Origin of the sequence: Actinoplanes lobatus (assembly GCF_014205215.1) — a bacterium.
Classification (GTDB): Bacteria; Actinomycetota; Actinomycetes; order Mycobacteriales; family Micromonosporaceae; genus Actinoplanes; species Actinoplanes lobatus.
Genome location: NZ_JACHNC010000001.1, coordinates 4,084,615 through 4,101,913 on the forward strand (window position 1 = coordinate 4,084,615; position 17,299 = coordinate 4,101,913).

Here is a 17,299-nt window from a genome sequence, read left to right on the forward strand (position 1 = left end):
GCGCAATTCGGGCATGTGATGGCGGTCACGTCGTATCGGCCATTTGTGGATCGATGGCGGTCATCCGCCCCGCCGGAAACATCAGTTCATACGCCCTGCTCCGGTAACGGTTTGAAAACTTCCTTCACAGCCTTGACAGCAAGGGGCCGTTAGTAAGAACTTTTACCGCGACAGTAAACAGTCCTTCCTGAAAGGGTGACCGATGGCTGAGCCGGAGATGGACGGCGCCGCGTGGACCGCGGTGACCCCCTCGCTGGTTCGCGCCCACGCCGCTCTGAACAGGAGCAACGGGAGCGACCACGGGGGTGGGCGCACCACCGGATCGAACGGCGTGGACCATCCGCCCGTCGATGGGGTGCTCGCCCGGGTCAGGAAGTTGCTGCCGGACTTCACCGGGGCGCTGCAACGGGTCGCCGAGCAGGTGCTCGCCGACCCCGCCGCGGCCTCCCGGGCCACCATCGTCGAGCTGGCCGAGCGCAGCGGCACCTCGCCCGCGACGATCACCCGGTTCTGCCGGGCGGTCGGCTTCGACGGTTACGCGGACCTTCGCCTCGGCATCGCGGCGGAGACCGGCCGGGCCCGCTCGGCCGGCTGGACCGTGGACATCGGCCGGGAGATCCAGCCGAACGACCCGCTCGAGCGGGTCCTCGGCCAGATCATGGCGGCCGACACGCGGGCCATGCACGACACCGCCACACTGCTCGACCTGGGCGAGGTGGAACGGGCCGCGGTGGCGATCGCCGCCGCGCCACGGGTGAACATCTTCGGCGCCAGCGGAAGCGCGCTGGTCGGCGAGGAGATGCAGTTCAGTCTGCACCGCATCGGCATTCCGGTGTGGGCCTGGACCGACGTGCACAACGGTCTGGCCAGCGCCGCCTTGTCGAGGCCCGGCGACGTCGCGCTCGGCATCTCGCACAGTGGCGAGACCGGCGAGACGATCGAGCTGCTCGCCGAGGCGAACAGCCGGGGCGCCACCACGATCGCGCTGACCAGTTTCCCCCGTTCCCCACTGGCCGAGCTCGCGGACATCGTCCTGCTCACCGCCACGCAGGCGACGACCTTCCGGCCGGACGCGCTCAGCGCCCGCCACCCCCAGCTGGTCGTTCTCGACCTGCTGTACGTCGCCGTCGCGCAACGAACCCACGAACGTTCGCACGCCGCGTTCCAGCGCACCGCCCAAGCGGTGCACGGGCACAAGGCCGCGAAAGACAGCTGAACCCTTAAAACGTATGAAATCCCCTCGGGAGGAAATGTGAAGCGCAAGATCGCGGTTGCGGCGGCGCTCGCCGCGTCGCTGTTCGGTGCGGCCGCCTGCGGCAACTCCGGCAGCGACGAGGGTGCGACCTCGGCCAACGGCACGGTCGACGGCAAGGGCAAGACCATCAAGGTCTGGCTCATGGTCGACGCCGAGACCAGCTGGAAGGGCGTCGTCGAGGACGCCTCCAAGCGGTTCACCGAGGCCACCGGCGCGCAGGTGAACGTCGAGTACCAGCAGTGGGCCAACCACCTCACCAAGCTGGACGCGACGCTGGCCGGCTCGGACGTCCCGGACGTCGTCGAGCTGGGCAACACCGAGTTCTCCAAGTACGTCTTCTCCGGCGGCTTCGCCGAGCTGAACAAGGGTGACTTCGAGAACTCCGGCACCTGGCTGTCCGGCCTCTCCGGCGCCTGTGAGTCCGAGGGCAAGACCTACTGCGTGCCCTACTACGCCGGTGCCCGCGTGATGATCTACCGCACCGACCTCTTCCAGAAGGCCGGCATCGCCGAGGCCCCGAAGACCTACGCCGACCTCCTCTCCGCGGCCGACAAGCTCCAGACCGGCAACGCGGCCGACAAGAAGTTCAGCGCGATCTACATGCCGGGCCAGTACTGGTACGCGGCCATGTCCTGGGTCAAGTCGACCGGCGGCGAGATCGCCAAGCAGGACGGCGACAAGTGGGTCGGCCAGCTCTCCACCCCGCAGTCGCAGGAGGGCCTCCAGCGCTGGGTCGACATGGTCAAGAAGTACTCGAAGGCCGACGTCACCAAGAACGAGAGCGAGCAGGCCGGCATCTTCTCGCAGGGCTCGGGCGGCATCTTCTACGGCAACGCCTGGGAGCAGGGTGTCGCCGAGGAGGTCCGCAAGGACCCGAACGACCCGAACTCCGAGCTGGTTCCGACCAAGGTCAAGGGCAAGCTCGCCGCCGCCCCGCTGCCCGAGGTGCCGTCCTTCCTCGGTGGCTCCAACCTGGGTGTGACCGCGAAGAGCGGCAACAAGGAGCTCGCCGCGCAGTGGGTCAAGTACTTCACCGACAGCAAGTCGATGGAGGGCCTGGTCAAGGCCAGCGCGCTGCCGAACGCGACCGCGCTGCTGGACAAGGCCGCCACGGACAACCCGAAGATCGCGCCGGCCGCGCTGTCCGCGAAGAACAGCTGGTTCCCGCCGAACGCCGAGAAGTGGGCCGACGTGGAGAAGGGCAACATCCTCCAGACCATGCTGACCGACATCCTCACCGGCAAGAAGACGGTGGCCGACGGCGCCAAGTGGGCTGACGAGCAGATCGCCGCCACGCTCAACGAGGCCTGATGACGCATGTGCCGCCCGCCGTCGGGCGGGCGGCACACCGCACTGGAGGATCATGATGCACGCCGTCGACTCCCGGCCCGCCCCGGCACAGGCGCCGCAGGCCACGCCGCCCAAGCCCGTCAAGCGGGTGCGCTCCCGTGGCCAGCGCGACTCCGGTGTCGCCTGGCTGCTCTCCCTGCCCACGCTGCTGATCCTGATCGCGATGCTGGGCTACCCGCTCTACCGCATGATCGTGCTGTCCTTCCAGAACATGCGGCTGCGGGAGCTGTTCTCCGGCGCCACCCCGCCGTGGGCCGGCGTCGACCAGTACACGAAGGCCCTCACCGACAGCGACTTCTGGGGCGTCGTCGCGCGGACCGCGGGCTTCACGGTCGTCTCGGTCGCCCTTTCGGTGCTGGCCGGGCTGGGCATCGCGCTGCTCATGCGCCGGGTCACCCGCGGCGTCCGGATGTTCATGATGATCGCGATGATGTTCGTCTGGGCCCTTCCCCAGCTCGTCGCCGCGCAGGCCTTCCGCTGGCTGACCGACTCGGACTTCGGCGTCCTCAACTACGTGCTCACCGAGCTGGGGCTGGACTACTCCTCCCACAGCTGGTTCGTCAACCCGTGGGAGGGCTGGGCGGTGATCACCGCGCTGGTGCTCTGGGCCGGCATCCCGTTCCTGGCGATCTCGCTGAGCGCCGGTCTCACCCAGGTGCCGAAGGAGCTCCTGGAGGCCGCCACGGTGGACGGCGCCAACCCCTGGCAGTCGTTGCGCAGCATCACCCTGCCGATCCTGAAGCCGCTGCTGATGATCGTCACCACGCTGTCGGTGATCTGGAACTTCGGCCTCTTCACCCAGAACTGGGCGCTGCGCGACGGTCACCCGGAGCCGGTCTACCAGACCCTGGCGACCTACTCCTACACGCAGGCGTTCGGGCGCTCCAACTACAGCTTCGGCTCGGCGATCTCGGTGATCACCGTGCTCCTGATGCTCGGCGTGATGGTCTTCTACATCCGCCAGATGTTCAAGATCGGAGAGGTGGACTGATGGCCCGCCATGACGATGGTGTGATCACCGTCGGACGCAGCCGCACCGGTACGTTCTTCGCGAACGCCACCGGCATCGTCTTCGGCCTGGCCATGATCTTCCCGGTGTACTGGGTGCTCATCACGGCGTTCAAGCCGGACCGCGAGGTCCGCAGTTTCACCCCCACCTTCTGGCCGCACGACTTCACACTGGACAACTTCAGGTCCGCGCTCGGCGAGGAGCTGTTCATCCCGAGCATGATCAACGGTCTGGTCATCACGGCGATGGCGGTGGCCGCGGCGCTGGTCGTGGGCTTCCTCGCGGCGCTCGCGATCGCCCGGTTCAGCTTCTACGGCCGCAAGGCGATCATCCTGGTCGTCCTGACCGTCCAGCTGGTGCCGTTCCTGGCCCTGCTCATCCCGCTCTTCCTGATGCTCCAGAGTGTCAACCTCACCAACACCCTCGTCGGCGTGGCGCTGGTCTACCTGGTGCTGCTGCTGCCGTACACGGTGTGGACGCTGCGCGGCTTCATCTCGGGCATCCCGCGGGAGCTGGACGAGGCCGCGATGATCGACGGCTGTACCCGGGCCCAGGTGTTCTGGCGGATCATCCTGCCGCTCACCGGTCCCGGTCTCGTCGCCACCTCGGTCTACGGGTTCATCCAGGCGTGGAACGAATTCATCATCATCAACACGCTGAACGACCCGACGAACCAGAACCCGATGGCCTGGCTGCTCCACAACCAGACCGAACGTGGCACCGCATGGGGTCCCCTCATGGCCGGTGCGATCATCACCTCCATCCCGGTGGTGGTGTTCTTCCTCCTGATCCAGCGCAACATCGCCACCGGTTTGACGGCCGGCGCCGTCAAGGGCTGAACCCGAAAGGACATCGATGTCTGACATAACGAACTCTGAGCTGGACCGCCGTACTCTGCTGCGCCGCGCCGCCGCGGTCGGCCTGGCGGCGACCCCGGCGGTGGGCATGCTCAGCGCCTGCGTGGGCGGTGGCGAGGAGGACACGACCGACCAGGCCACCGGTACGAAGTCCGCGGACAACCCGCTGGGCGTCGACCCGAAGGCGCCGATCGAGATCGTGATCTTCGACGGCGGTCTGGGCACCAAGTACGCCACCGACGTCGACACCCCGCTCTACAACAAGAAGTGGCCGGAGTCGAAGGTCGCCTACTCGGCCACCCAGGAGATCTCGACGACCGTTCAGCCGCGCCTCAACGCCGGCGACGCGCCCGACATGATCAACAACTCGGGTGCCAAGATGATGGACTTCGGCGCCATCGTGGCGGCCGGCCAGGCGCAGGACCTCACCGAGCTCTACGCCGCCCCGTCCTTCGACATCCCCGGCAAGACCGTGGCGGAGACGCTGGTCCCGGGCACGGCCGAGTGGGGCAGCTACACCGGCAAGCCGTACGCGCTGAACTACTCGTACACCGTCTTCGGCCTGTGGCACAACGCCACCCTGTTCGAGAAGAACGGCTGGGCCCTGCCGGCCACCTGGGCCGAGTTCACCGCCCTCTGCGACAAGATCCAGGCCGCCGGCATCGTCCCGTTCGGCTACGCCGGCGCGAACGCCGCGTACTACATGGTCCGTGCCCTGCTCACCAGCGCCGGAAAGATCGGCACCGAGCAGGTCCTCAAGGACATCGACAACCTGAAGCCCGGCGCGTGGACCGCCCCGGCCGTCCTCGAGGCCGCCAAGGCCTGGGGCGAGATCGGCAAGAAGTACCTGGACAAGTCGTTCCTCGGCCTCAAGCACACCGAGGTCCAGCTCCAGCAGAACCAGGACAAGGTCGCCTTCTACCCGTGCGGCTCCTGGCTGGAGAACGAGCAGGCCAAGGACACCCCGCCGACCTTCAAGTACGCGGTCGCGCCGTACCCGAGCGTCACCACCTCGGACAAGCTCCCGGCGGCCGCGATGAACGCCGCGGCCGGTGAGATCTACTTCGCGTCGTCGAAGGGCAAGAACCCGCGCGGCGGCATGGAGTACCTGCGGGTCATGCTCTCCAAGGAGGCGGCGACCGAGTTCACCAAGCTCACCAAGTCGCTGACCGTGGTGCTCGGCGCCGCTGACGGTGTCGAGCTGTCCCCCGGCCTGACCAGCGCCAACGCGGCGCTGACCAAGGCCGGCAAGGACGTCTTCATGGGCTACCTGTTCGACACCTGGTACAAGAAGCTCGGCGACGAGTCGCTGAGCGCCGTCAACGACCTGATGTTCAAGGGCGGCGACGCGCAGAAGTTCTGTGACCGGATGGAGGCCGCCTCGCAGGCGCTCGCCAAGGACTCCTCCGTCCAGAAGCAGATCCGTAGCTAGTAGTAGTGAGGTAGAGCGCCATGCGGCACGGTAAGTATCCCTTCATCATCGGTTTCCTTGCCGTGCCGGTGGCGCTCTACGCCACCTTCGTGGTGGCGGCGTACATCCAGACCTTCCAGCTGTCCGTGGCCAGCTGGTCCGGGTTCGGACCGATCAAGTACGTCGGCTTCGACAACTTCGTCAAACTGTGGAACGACGACCTCTTCTGGAAGTCGTTGCGGCACAACGGTTACCTGCTCCTGCTGCTGCCGATCGTGACGATCGCGCTCGGTCTGCTCTTCGCGTTCCTGCTGAACGTGGGCGGCGGATCCAAGGGCGGCATGACCCGCGGGGTCTGGGGCTCCAAGTTCTACCGGGTGATCTTCTTCTTCCCGCAGCTGATGGCCCTCGCCATCGTCGCGGTGATCTTCGGCCGGGTGTTCGCCTCGGACAAGAGCGGCATGATCAACGGTCTGCTCCCGGACTCCTGGGCGCCGTGGCTGTTCCTGGCCGACGAACGCTGGGCGCTGACCTGCATCCTGGTGGTGCTGGTCTGGCAGGCGGTCGGCTTCTACGTGGTGCTCTTCTCGGCCGGCATGGGCTCGATCGAGCACGAGATCTACGAGGCCGCGGCGCTGGACGGCGCCACCCGGGTCACCCTCTTCTTCCGGATCACCCTGCCGCTGCTCTGGGGCACCATCCAGACCGCATGGGTCTACCTGGGCATCGCCGCGTTCGACGCGTTCGCCCTGATCAACATCATGACCGTGGACCGCGGCGGCCCGGACGGCGCGACCTCGGTGCTGGCCATGATGATCTACCGCAACACCTTCGAGTACTCCCAGGTCGGGTACGCCTCCGCGCTCGGCGTGGTGCTGTTCTTCCTGACCCTGACCTTCGCCGCGCTGACCCTGCGGGTCACGCGACGTGACGCCGTCTGAGAGGCCCGCACATGACCACATTGACCGCGGCCGTCTCCGAGAAGAAGTCGCAGAAGAAGGTGGAGACCCACCGCCAGGTCCGCGCCTTCAACGGCCTGGCCCACGTGGCCCTCGTCTTCTGGGCGCTGGTCACCGCCGGACCGCTGATCTGGGTGCTGCTGGCCTCGTTCAAGTCCAACACCGAGATCTTCCTGGGTGAGCCGTTCGCGCTGCCGGACTCGTTCTCGCTGGAGACCTACTTCTCCGCGTGGAATCAGGCGCACATCGGCCGCTACTTCCTGAACAGCGTCTTCGTGGTGGCGGTCAGCACCGCCGGCACCATGCTGTTCGGGTCGATGGCCGCCTACGTGCTGGCCCGCTACACCTTCCCCGGCAACCGGGTCCTTTACTTCCTGTTCGTCTCCGGCCTGGCCTTCCCGACGTTCATGGCGCTCGCCCCGCTCTTCCACATCCTGAAGAACCTGGGGCTGCTGAACTCGTACATCGGCCTGATCCTGGTCTACATCGCCTACTCGCTGCCGTTCACCGTCTTCTTCCTGGCCGCGTTCTTCAGGACGCTGCCGCACGAGATCGACGAGGCCGCGACGGTCGACGGCGCCTCGCACACCCGCAAGTTCTTCCAGATCATGATGCCGATGGCGAAGTCCGGCCTGGTCAGCATCACGATCTTCAACATCGTGGGGCAGTGGAACCAGTACCTGCTGCCGCTGGTGATCATGCAGGGGCAGGGCGCCGACCAGAAGTGGGTGCTCACCCAGGGCATCGCGAACATCTCCACGCAGGCCGGTTACCACGCCGAGTGGTCGACGCTGTTCGCCGCGCTCACCCTGAGCATCCTGCCGATGATCGTGGTCTATGCGATCTTCCAGCGCCAGATCCAGGCAGGCCTCACCGCCGGAGCCGTCAAGTGACGGCATGAACGACCGAAGGGAGTTCATGCTGTCGCCGGTTCGCTGACGGGTTTTGCCGAGTGGGGGAAGTGTCATACCCGGCGGTGACAATGGCCTGGTGCTGATCGCGGTAGTGCCCGACCCGGACGGTCCTGGTGGCCGTCTGGGCCGGCATGCTTCAGGGGAGCGGTGGCACGTCCCCGACCTGGCCGCGGCGATCGCCGCCCTGGAAGCCACCGAGCAGCCACGCTGGGTCTGGACCCGCACCGCCGACGTCTATCCGGCGCTGCTGCGCGCCGGGGTCCGGGTGGCCCGCTGCCACGATCTCGAGCTGACCGAGGCGCTGCTGCTCGGCCACGCCGGCCGCTGGGGTGAGCCACGCGGGCTCGCCGCGGCCGCCGCCCGTCTGCACGGCCTCCCGGTCCCTCCGGACCGGCCACGGCCGGACGCCGAACCGCCCGGTTTCGCGCAGGTCGCCCTCTTCGACGCGGTTCCGGCCGAGCGCGTGGAGATCTCAGATCTTCTGGAGGTGTACGCGGAACAGGCGCGCCTCATGGGGGAAACCGAACATCCCGGCCGTTTCCGGATGCTGGTGGCGGCCGAGTCCGCCGGCGCCCTGATCGCCGCCGAGATGGGCCACACCGGCCTGCCGTGGCGCGCCGACATCCACGACGAGCTGCTGCGTGAGCTGCTCGGCCCGCCGCAGCCGATGGGCCCGCCCCGCCGCCTGGCCGAGCTGACCGCCCGGATCAACGCCGCGTTCGGCACCCACGGCCTGCACCCCGACCTGCCGGCCGAGGTGGTGCGCGCGTTCCACCGGGCCGGCATCGACATCCCCAACACCCGGCGCTGGGTGCTGCGCCAGGTCGACCATCCGGCGGTCGCCCCGCTGCTCGAGTTCAAGGAGCTCTACCGGATCTGGACCGCGCACGGCTGGGCCTGGTGCGACGCGTGGGTGCGCGACGGCCGTTTTCGCCCGGAGTACGTGCCGGGAGGCGTCGTCTCCGGCCGCTGGGCGACCCGGGGTGGCGGCGCCCTCCAGGTGCCGAAGGTGGTGCGCCGGGCCGTGGTGGCCGATCCCGGTCACACGTTCGTGGTCGCCGACGCCGGCCAGCTGGAGCCCCGGGTCCTGGCGGCCGTCTCCGGTGACGGGCGCCTGGCCCGGGCCGCCGCCGGCGGGGATCTGTACGCGGCACTGGCCACCGATTCGTTCGACGGCGACCGGGCGAAGGCCAAGCTGGCCCTGCTGGGCGCCATGTACGGGCAGACCGGCGGCGACGCCATCCCGGCCCTCGCCGTGCTCCGCCGCCACTACCCGACCGCTTTCGAGTACGTGGAGGCCGCCGCGCGTACCGGGGAGGCCGGTGGCCTGGTCCGTTCCTGGCTCGGGCGGACCTGCCCGCCGGCGGCCGGGTCGTGGCGTGCGGACGGGCTCGATCCCCCGGACGAGGCGGCCCCACCACCCGGCCGGGCGAGGGGCCGCTTCACCCGCAACTTCGTGATCCAGGCCACTGCCGCCGAGTGGGCGCTGGTCCTGCTCGCCACCCTGCGGACCGAGTTGTCCGGAACCGATGCCGAGCTGGTCCTGTTCGTGCACGACGAGGTGGTCGTGCACTGCCCCGCCGAGCAGGCCGAACGCGTGGTCCAGGCGGTGCACGCGAGCGCGGCATCGGCCGGCCGTCTGCTCTTCGGCGCCACCACGGTGCGTTTCCCGTTGGACGTCTCAGTGGTTGGTGCCTACGCCGACGCCAAGTGATGGAGTCGGTATCGTTGACGGTCCGGCCGAGAGGCGCTGCAGCGGGGCCGACCCGTCACGCTCGACCGGTGAACCACCCGAAACAAGGGCGCCTCCGACTTCTCAGGGATCTCGGAGGTGTTCTCGTTGACTCAGACCGTCACCCAGCTGCGTGAGCTGCTCGCTGAGCGAATTCTGGTGCTCGACGGCGCGTGGGGCACGATGCTCCAGGGCGCGAAGCTGACCCCGGCCGACTACCGCCGTGACGACCTGATCCCGGCCGACCACCCGCAGGACGTCACCGGCGACCCGGACCTGCTGATCCTCACCCGGCCGGACGTCATCCTCGACGTCCACCGGCAGTACCTTGCGGCCGGCGCCGACATCACCACCACGAACACGTTCACCGCGACCAGCATCGCCCAGGCCGACTACGGGCTGGAGCACCTGGTGCGGGAGATGAACGTGCAGGGTGCCCGCCTGGCCCGCCAGGCCGCCGAGGAGGCGTTTGCGGCCGACGGTCGCCCCCGGTTCGTGGCCGGTTCGGTCGGCCCGCTCAACGTCACCCTGTCGCTGTCGCCGAAGGTCGACGACCCGGCCTACCGCGCGGTCACCTTCGACCAGGTCAAGGCGACGTACGCGGAACAGATGTCGGCGCTGGCCGAGGGCGGCGTCGATCTGTTCCTGATCGAGACGGTCTTCGACACGCTGAACGCGAAGGCAGCCGTCGCGGCGGCCCGTGAGGTCGCCCCGGAGATCCCGCTGTGGATCTCTGTCACCATCGTCGACCTCTCCGGGCGTACCCTCTCCGGTCAGACCGTCGAGGCGTTCTGGCGCTCGATCGAGCGCGCCGAGCCGCTGATCGTCGGGGTGAACTGCGCGCTCGGCGCGACCGAGGCCCGCCCGCACGTCACCGACCTGGCCCGCCTGTCGAACGTCTACGTCGCCGCCCACCCGAACGCCGGCCTGCCCAACGCGTTCGGTGGCTACGACGAGACTCCCGCCGTGACCGGTGGGCTGCTCCAGGGTTTCGCCGCCGATGGCCTGGTCAATATCGTCGGAGGCTGCTGCGGCACTACCCCGGCGCACATCGGCGCGGTTGCCGACGCGGTCCGTGGCGCCACCCCGCGCGTCATCGACCCGCCCGCCCCGACCACCCGGTTCAGCGGCCTGGAGCCGTTCGCGATCGGCCCGGACACCGGCTTCGTCATGATCGGCGAGCGGACCAACGTCACCGGCTCGGCCAAGTTCCGCCGCCTCATCGAGGCCGACGACCACCAGGCCGCCGTGGACGTGGCCCTGGAGCAGGTGCGCGGCGGCGCCAACCTGCTCGACGTGAACATGGACGCCGACCTGCTGGACAGCGAGCGGGCCATGGTCACCTTCCTCAACCTGATCGCCACCGAGCCCGAGGTGGCCCGGATCCCGATCATGATCGACAGCTCGAAGTTCTCGGTGCTCGAGGCCGGCCTCAAGTGCGTGCAGGGCAAGGGCGTGGTCAACTCGATCAGCCTCAAGGAGGGCGAGGGTCCCTTCCTCGCACAGGCCCGCCGGATCCGGGACTTCGGCGCCGGTGTGGTGGTGATGGCCTTCGACGAGCAGGGCCAGGCCGACACCCGCGACCGCAAGGTGGCGATCTGCGGCCGCGCCTACGACCTGCTGGTCGAGGACGGGTTCGACCCGACCGACATCATCTTCGACCCCAACGTGCTGGCGGTCGCCACCGGCATCGCCGAGCACAACGGGTACGCGAAGGCGTTCATCGAGGCCCTCCCGCTGATCAAGCAGCGGTGCCCCGGCGCCCGTACCAGTGGGGGTATCTCGAACCTGTCGTTCGCCTTCCGTGGCAACGACGTGGTCCGCGAGGCCATGCACTCGTCGTTCCTGTTCCACGCCGTCAAGGCGGGCCTGGACATGGGCATCGTCAACGCCGGCCAGCTCGCCGTCTACCAGGACATCCCGGCCGACCTGCTGGAGCTGGTCGAGGACGTGCTCTTCGACCGCCGCGAGGACGCCACCGACCGCCTGGTCACCTTCGCCTCCACGGTCACCGGCTCGGGCGCCAAGCGCGAGGTCGACCTGTCGTGGCGCGAGGCCCCGGTCGAGGAGCGGCTCAGCCACGCCCTCGTCCACGGCATCGTCGACTTCATCGAGGCCGACACCGAGGAGGCCCGGCTCAAGCTGCCGCGGCCGCTCGACGTCATCGAGGGCCCGCTGATGACCGGCATGGGCGTGGTCGGTGACCTCTTCGGCTCCGGCAAGATGTTCCTGCCGCAGGTGGTCAAGAGCGCCCGGGTGATGAAGCGGTCGGTCGCCTATCTGCTTCCGTTCATGGAGGACGAGAAGGAGGCGGGCTCCCGCGGCCAGGGCAAGGTCGTGCTCGCCACGGTCAAGGGCGACGTCCACGACATCGGCAAGAACATCGTCGGCGTGGTGCTGGGCTGCAACAACTACGACGTGATCGACCTCGGTGTGATGGTCCCGGCCGCCAGGATCCTGGACACCGCGATCGCCGAGGGCGCCGACGCCATCGGCCTCTCCGGCCTGATCACCCCGTCGCTGGACGAGATGGTCGCGGTGGGCGCCGAGATGCAGCGCCGGGGCATGAAGCTCCCGCTGCTGATCGGCGGGGCCACCACGTCCAAGCAGCACACCGCGGTGCGGATCGCCCCGGCGTACGACTCGCCCACCGTGCACGTGCTGGACGCCTCCCGCGTGGTCGGCGTGGTCTCCGACCTGCTCGACCCGGTCCGTGCCGGCCAGCTCGACGAGGCCAACCGGGCCGAGCAGGAGCGCCTGCGGATCCAGCACGAGCAGCGCCACTCGCAGCCGCTGCTCACCGTCGAGCAGGCCCGCGCCAACCGTGAGACGGTCGACTTCGGCGACCTGCCGGTGCCCGTGTTCACCGGCGTCCGCGAGGTGGCGCCGACCATCGCCGAGTTGCGCCGGCTGATCGATTGGCAGTTCCTGTTCCTGGCCTGGGAGCTCAAGGGCAAGTACCCGGCGATCCTGGACCAGCCGGTGGCCCGCGAGCTGTTCGACGACGCCAACACGCTGCTCGACCAGATCATCGCGGAGGGCTCGTTCCAGGCCCGCGGCCTGTACGGGTTCTGGCCGGCGCACGCCGACGGCGACGACATCAGGCTGGCGAACGGCGCCTCGTTCCCGATGCTGCGGCAGCAGACCGAGAAGCCGGCCGGTCGCGCCAACCGCTGCCTCGCCGACTACGTCGCTCCCGAAGGTGACCACATCGGCGGCTTCGCGGTGGCGATCCACGGCGCCGGGAAGCTGGCCGCGAAGTACGAGGCGGAGCACGACGACTACCGGGCCATCATGGTCAAGGCCCTGGCCGACCGGCTGGCCGAGGCGTTCGCCGAGTACCTGCACCTCAAGGCCCGCCGCGACTGGTTCGAGCCGGACGCCCAGCCCGTGCTCGCGGACCTGCACGCCGAACGGTTCCGTGGCATCCGCCCGGCCCTCGGCTACCCGGCCTGCCCGGATCACAGCGAGAAGCGCGACCTGTTCGAGCTGCTGGGCACGTCGTCGATCGGCGTCGGCCTCACCGAGTCGTACGCGATGACTCCGGCCGCCGCGGTCAGCGGCCTGATCTTCGCGCACCCGGAGGCCCGCTACTTCACGGTCGGCCGGCTCGGGAAGGACCAGATCGAGGACTACGCGCGGCGCCGCGGCGTTCCGGTCGCCGAGGTGGAGCGCTGGCTGCGGCCGAACCTCGCGTACTCGATCGACTGAGTGGTTCCGGCCGGGCCGCGGAGTGATCCGCGGCCCGGCCGTGCCTCAGCGACTGGCCCAGACGTCCAGGTTGAAGCGCTCCAGCAGGCTCGGGACGAACAGCCCGGCGATGGACAGCAGCGCGATCACGGTGAACGCGGTGCGCAGGATGACCACCTCGACCTTGCCGCCGACCTTCACCGCCATGCTGTTCGGGATGCCGACCATCATCCACATGCGGCGCTTGACCGGGATCGGCCACATGATCGGCACGCCGTTCTTGGTGATCATGTCGCCCAGGATGTGTACGAAACAGCCCACCCCGACGGCCAGTCCCAGCAGCGGATAGCCGCGGTCGCTGGGCAGGTTCGCCGCCGTGAACCAGGCGATCAGCGCGGAGCACAGCGTCACGATCACCCAGCCGGCCCGCTCCGCCCAGTCGTCGAACAGGCCGCGCAGCGCCAGGCCGCCCATGAAGAAGACGATCCCGATCACCGCCCAGTAGCCGTAGCGGTCGGCCAGCGCGGTCGTGCCCCAGCCGATCAGGGCACAGAACGGCAGCGTGTGGGTGAAGGTGCGGTGGCCGTTGTCGCGGCGCGGGTCCCGGCTCAGCTTCGTCGCCGTGTAGACGCCCAGCGAGAACTTCTCCACCACCTCGGCCACGAACAGCGACGCCACACCGAACGTGCGGGCCACCGTGGCGCCACCCTGGTTCCGGGTCACCTTGCCGGAGAGATCCAGGTCGGGCAGCAGGGCGCCACCGGCGCAGATCGCCGTGCCCACCGCCACCTCGAGTGGTGTCTGGCTCACGTTGGCGAACTGGTCGAGCGCCCAACTGCCGGCCAGCCAGGCGGCCGCGCCCGAGAGCGCGTGCGACGGACCCATCATCTTCTCTTGTCCCTCCCCGAACAAACTGGCCCACTCTGGCAGAGTGAACGGGGAAGATCAACGACCGTCGGGTCCATGTCGGAGTGGGGTCGGCCACCCGACACTTCCGGCGATCAACGACGGTGGTGGTGGCCGAACGTGTACTCCGGCCGCCAACGACCGTAGGCGGCGTGCTTGACCAGCCCCACCACCAGGAACGTCAGCGGGATCGCCGGCCAGAAGAAGCCCGAGCCCGAGATGATCCACAGTCCGGTGAGGACACCCGCGAGGATCATGACGAAGCTGGCGTGCCGGCGCAGCGACCGGCGTGTCGCGGCGCGCGCCTGCGGGGTCCGGGCCAGGGCATGCCGGCCGTCGCCGGGCAGATCGGCCGTCAGCGACGTCAGCTCGTCGCGATACTTCGCGGCGTACGCCGAGGCCAGCCGCTCCTCTCCCTCCACCATGTCGAGACGGCCCTCGGCCATCGCGGCACGCAGGATCTCGGCGACCTGCTCCCGCTCGGTGTCGGAGGTGCGCAGGCGGGCCGGAGTGGTTTCCATGATGTCGTCTCCCTCGATCGCGTTTCCCTGCACACCAGAGTGGGCGCCGGACGAGGGCGCGCGCGTCGGCCCGGTGAGGCATCCGTGCGGCGCATTCCGCGCCGTTCTCGATCTTCCTTGTACGCCCGGAGTCGTACCCGGCCCGCGGCGGGTGCGCCCCGGGTCGTACCGGAGGGAGCTACCGCGCGGCGATGTGCGGGCCCGCACGGTGCCGTAGGTTCGGGTGCATGAGGCAGGCCGACGACTGCGGGCCGCGTGCGGTGGACCCGGCCGGGCCGCCGTGGCGGCGGCACGGGAGGCATGCCAACTGGCCTCCCGGGGCCGCGGTGGCGGCGTCCCTCTTCCACCTGGTGGGCACCGGCGAGCTGGCCGACCGGGGTGGCGTCCACCTCGCCACCGGGCCGCTCTACTACTTCCTCCTGCTCGCCGGGCCGGTGGCGCTGCTCTGGCGGCGACGCGCCCCGCTCGCGGCCTTCGCCGTGTCGGCGGCCGCGTCGATCGCCTTCGCGAGCCACGCCGAGCCGTACTGGATGTATGCGGTCGCCCCCGCCATCGCCCTGTTCACCCTCGCCAAACAGGGCCGCCGGACCGCCGCCGCGATCGCCGCGTCCGCCGCCTGGACCGGGTACCTCCTGGTTACCGTGGTCCTCGCCGGCCCGCTGGACCTGCCGGCCGGAGTCAGCCCCGGGCTGCGGGAGTTGACGCTCGCCGCGGCCGGGCTCGGCGGCGCGGTGCTCGCCGGCATGGTGTCCCAGGTGCACCGCGACCAGATGGCGACCATCGCCCGGGCCCGGCGCGAGCGGGCCCGCGCCGAGGAGGAGCAGGAGCGGCGGCAGGCTTCGGAGGAGCGGCTGCGGATCGCCCGCGAGCTGCACGACGTCCTCGGGCACCACCTGTCACTGATCAACGTCCAGGCGGGAGTGGGTTTGCATCTGATGGACAACCGGCCGGAGCAGGCGCGGGAGGCCCTCTCGGCGATCAAGACGGCCAGCGCGGAGGCGTTGCGTGAGGTGCGGTCGGTGCTCGGCGTCCTGCGTACCGAGGACGAGGAGGCGCCCCGGCAACCGGCCCTCGGCCTGAGCCGCCTGTCCGACCTGACCGCCGGCGCCGGCTTCCCGGTGCGGACCCGTGTCGACGGCGAGGAACGCGAGCTGCCCGCCGAGGTGGACCGCGCGGCGTACCGGATCGTTCAGGAGGCCCTCACCAACGTGCGCCGCCACGCCGGCCCGGAGCCGACCGCCCTGGTCGAGATCCGCTACACCCCCGGGTCGCTGATGCTGTCGATCACCAACACCGGCCGGGCGGCCGCTGACCCGGCCGACGGCGCCGGTTCGCGGGGGAGTGGCATAGCCGGAATGCAGGCCCGCGCCGACAGCCTCGGCGGGACCTTCACCGCGAGGCCGTCCTCCGGCGGCGGCTTCCTGGTCACCGCGGTCCTGCCCACCGAGCCGGCCCGTACCCCCGTCGCCGAGCCGGCGCTGTCCGAGAACGGGCCGGGGGTGGAACGGTGATCTCGGTGGTGCTCGCGGACGATCAGGCGCTGGTGCGGGCCGGGTTCCGGGCGCTGCTCGACGCGGAGCCGGACATCGACGTGGTCGGGGAGGCGGCGGACGGGCTGCGGGCGGTCGAGGTGGTACGGGCCACGCGGCCGGACGTCGTACTGATGGATATCCGCATGCCCGGGGTGGACGGCCTGGAGGCCACCCGCCGGATCGCGTCGGACCCGGCCCTCGCCGGTACGAAGGTCGTCATCCTGACCACCTTCGAGCTGGACGAATACGTCTTCGAGGCGCTGCGGACCGGGGCGTCCGGGTTCCTGGTGAAGGACACCGAGCCGGTGGATCTGCTGCGCGGGGTGCGGGCGGTCGCGGCCGGTGACGCGCTGCTGTCGCCGAGCGTGACCCGGCGGGTGATCGGCTCGTTCACCGCGGCCGCGGCCCGGGGGCGGCCGCCGGAGCCGCCGCGTGAGCTGGACCAGCTCACCGACCGGGAGCGGGAGGTGATGGTGCTGGTCGCCGAGGGGCTCTCCAACGACGAGATCGCGGCCCGCCTGGTGATCAGCCCGGCGACCGCGAAGACGCACGTCAGCCGCACGATGATCAAGCTGGGCGCACGGGATCGCGCCCAGCTGGTGGTCTACGCCTACGAGGCCGGCCTGATCCGCCCCGGCTGGCTGGCCACCTGACCCGGCCGGGCTAATGGCCCGGGATCATGGTGTCGCCGGGTGGAGCGAACCAGGCGGGGCCCTCTTCCGCCAGCGACGTGCGGATACGGTGCAGCGCGTAGGGGTTGAGGTCCGGGAGCGCGTCCAGCGGGAACCAGCCGACGGCCAGCGACTCGGTGTCGTTGACCCGGGCCACGCCGGAGACCGCGCGGCAGCGGAACCAGGTGTTGACCATCTGGCAGTGGTCGCCGTTGGGGTAGGTGACCTCGTGCAGCGCCACCCCGGCCAGCCGGTCGATCCTCACCCGGACCGACGTCTCCTCCTCCACCTCCCGGATCACCGTGTCGGCCGGCTGCTCGCCGGGGTCCATCATCCCGGCTATCAGCGTCCAGCTCGCGTTGTCGCTGCGCTGGTGCAGGAGGATCTGGCCGCGGTCGTCGAAGACCACGGCGGTCACCGACGGGAACATGATCAGGCCGGGGCCGGTCTTGGCCCGCAGGCCGGTGACGTATTCGGAAGCTGGCACGTGGC

At 69.6% G+C, this 17,299-nt stretch carries 14 protein-coding genes; 11 read left to right on the forward strand and 3 right to left on the reverse strand.

Annotated elements, in window-relative coordinates:
* Window positions 1–202: 202 nt before the first annotated feature.
* The 9 genes from BJ964_RS19145 (at window position 203) to metH (ending at window position 13,198) form a co-directional block, all read left to right on the forward strand.
* On the forward strand, window positions 203–1,216 hold the full coding sequence (locus BJ964_RS19145) for a MurR/RpiR family transcriptional regulator (RefSeq protein WP_188121928.1): 1,014 nt from the start codon (window positions 203–205) through the stop codon (window positions 1,214–1,216).
* A gap of 36 nt (window positions 1,217–1,252) precedes the next feature.
* Window positions 1,253–2,566, forward strand: a complete 1,314-nt coding sequence (locus tag BJ964_RS19150; protein WP_188121929.1) for an extracellular solute-binding protein — start codon at window positions 1,253–1,255, stop codon at window positions 2,564–2,566.
* Window positions 2,567–2,618: 52 nt separating this feature from the next.
* Window positions 2,619–3,596, forward strand: coding sequence for a carbohydrate ABC transporter permease (locus tag BJ964_RS19155; RefSeq protein ID WP_229807009.1), 978 nt, complete (start codon window positions 2,619–2,621; stop codon window positions 3,594–3,596).
* Complete coding sequence (locus BJ964_RS19160) at window positions 3,596–4,453, forward strand: carbohydrate ABC transporter permease (protein ID WP_188121930.1); 858 nt, start codon at window positions 3,596–3,598, stop codon at window positions 4,451–4,453. Before BJ964_RS19155 ends, BJ964_RS19160 begins: the two co-directional genes overlap by 1 nt.
* Window positions 4,454–4,469: 16 nt before the next feature.
* Window positions 4,470–5,903, forward strand: coding sequence for an N-acetylglucosamine/diacetylchitobiose ABC transporter substrate-binding protein (gene ngcE, locus BJ964_RS19165; RefSeq protein ID WP_188121931.1), 1,434 nt, complete (start codon window positions 4,470–4,472; stop codon window positions 5,901–5,903).
* 20 nt (window positions 5,904–5,923) lie between these two features.
* Window positions 5,924–6,823, forward strand: coding sequence for a carbohydrate ABC transporter permease (locus tag BJ964_RS19170; protein WP_188121932.1), 900 nt, complete (start codon window positions 5,924–5,926; stop codon window positions 6,821–6,823).
* 11 nt (window positions 6,824–6,834) lie between these two features.
* Complete coding sequence (locus BJ964_RS19175) at window positions 6,835–7,734, forward strand: carbohydrate ABC transporter permease (protein ID WP_188121933.1); 900 nt, start codon at window positions 6,835–6,837, stop codon at window positions 7,732–7,734.
* Window positions 7,735–7,831: 97 nt separating this feature from the next.
* A complete protein-coding gene (locus BJ964_RS19180; RefSeq protein ID WP_307838010.1) occupies window positions 7,832–9,469 on the forward strand; it encodes a bifunctional 3'-5' exonuclease/DNA polymerase in 1,638 nt (545 codons plus the stop codon).
* Between the two features lie 126 nt (window positions 9,470–9,595).
* Complete coding sequence (metH, locus tag BJ964_RS19185; RefSeq protein ID WP_188121935.1) at window positions 9,596–13,198, forward strand: methionine synthase; 3,603 nt, start codon at window positions 9,596–9,598, stop codon at window positions 13,196–13,198.
* 45 nt (window positions 13,199–13,243) lie between these two features.
* Here metH and BJ964_RS19190 read toward each other — a convergent pair whose 3' ends face one another.
* Window positions 13,244–14,065: a metal-dependent hydrolase gene (locus BJ964_RS19190; RefSeq protein ID WP_183217707.1), complete on the reverse strand. Its 822-nt coding sequence runs from the start codon at window positions 14,063–14,065 to the stop codon at window positions 13,244–13,246.
* Window positions 14,066–14,178: 113 nt separating this feature from the next.
* Window positions 14,179–14,604 (reverse strand): DUF1707 SHOCT-like domain-containing protein, encoded by a 426-nt coding sequence (locus tag BJ964_RS19195; protein WP_188121936.1) that lies wholly within the window; start codon window positions 14,602–14,604, stop codon window positions 14,179–14,181.
* Between the two features lie 227 nt (window positions 14,605–14,831).
* Here BJ964_RS19195 and BJ964_RS19200 point away from each other — a divergent pair, with 227 nt between their 5' ends.
* Both BJ964_RS19200 and BJ964_RS19205 read left to right on the forward strand, forming a co-directional pair.
* A complete protein-coding gene (locus BJ964_RS19200) occupies window positions 14,832–16,115 on the forward strand; it encodes a sensor histidine kinase (RefSeq protein ID WP_188121937.1) in 1,284 nt (427 codons plus the stop codon).
* Window positions 16,112–16,789, forward strand: a complete 678-nt coding sequence (locus tag BJ964_RS19205) for a response regulator (protein WP_188121938.1) — start codon at window positions 16,112–16,114, stop codon at window positions 16,787–16,789. Before BJ964_RS19200 ends, BJ964_RS19205 begins: the two co-directional genes overlap by 4 nt.
* 10 nt (window positions 16,790–16,799) lie before the next feature.
* Here the strand turns inward: BJ964_RS19205 and BJ964_RS19210 are convergent, their stop codons facing one another.
* Window positions 16,800–17,294: an NUDIX hydrolase gene (locus BJ964_RS19210; protein WP_188121939.1), complete on the reverse strand. Its 495-nt coding sequence runs from the start codon at window positions 17,292–17,294 to the stop codon at window positions 16,800–16,802.
* Between the last annotated feature and the right edge of the window lie 5 nt (window positions 17,295–17,299).